Annotated in this window: 2 protein-coding genes and 1 pseudogene; all 3 read left to right on the top strand. The window is 40.5% G+C overall.

Annotation, left to right across the window (positions count from 1 at the left end):
- Window positions 1-125: pseudogene (locus HC176_RS15945) on the top strand (30S ribosomal protein S5); the annotation flags it as partial.
- Between the two features lie 12 nt (window positions 126-137).
- Window positions 138-320 carry a 50S ribosomal protein L30 gene (gene rpmD, locus HC176_RS15940; RefSeq protein ID WP_029037145.1) on the top strand — a complete coding sequence of 61 codons (183 nt, stop codon included), beginning with the start codon at window positions 138-140 and terminating at the stop codon, window positions 318-320.
- 9 nt (window positions 321-329) lie between these two features.
- Window positions 330-538: 50S ribosomal protein L15 (gene rplO, locus HC176_RS15935; RefSeq protein WP_167919985.1), on the top strand; the 209-nt coding region annotated here is incomplete at its 3' end.

Here is a 538-nt window from a genome sequence, read left to right as displayed (position 1 = left end):
ACCAGGGATCTTCAAACCCTCACAACGTGGTAAAAGCTACTTTTGATGCTTTACTTCAATTGAGGAGTGCAGAGACTGTTGCAAAGCAACGCGGTATTTCTCTTGAAAAAGTTTTTAAAGGATAATAACAAGGAATAATGGGAAAAATAAAAGTTACACAGGTAAAAAGTGCTATTAAACGCACCCAAAACCAAAAACGTACTTTGGAAGCGCTTGGTCTAAGAAAGCTTGGACAGGTTGTGGAGCATGAGAATACGCCAAACATCCTTGGTATGGTAAATAAAGTTAATCACCTGGTTTCCGTTGAGGAGACAAAATAAGAATTGCACATGGATTTAAGTAACTTAAAACCTGCAAAAGGTTCAGTTCAAAGTAACAGTAAGCGTGTTGGGCGTGGAGAAGGATCAGGGAAAGGCGGAACTTCCACCCGTGGTCATAAAGGTGCCAAATCACGTTCAGGTTACTCCAGAAAAATCGGATTTGAAGGTGGGCAGATGCCACTTCAAAGACGAGTTCCAAAATTTGGTTTTACCAACAT

It is taken from the genome of Tamlana crocina (genome assembly GCF_012037625.1).
The sequence above is the reverse complement of the archived record's forward strand: the minus strand, read 5'-3'. Positions and strand labels throughout refer to the sequence as shown.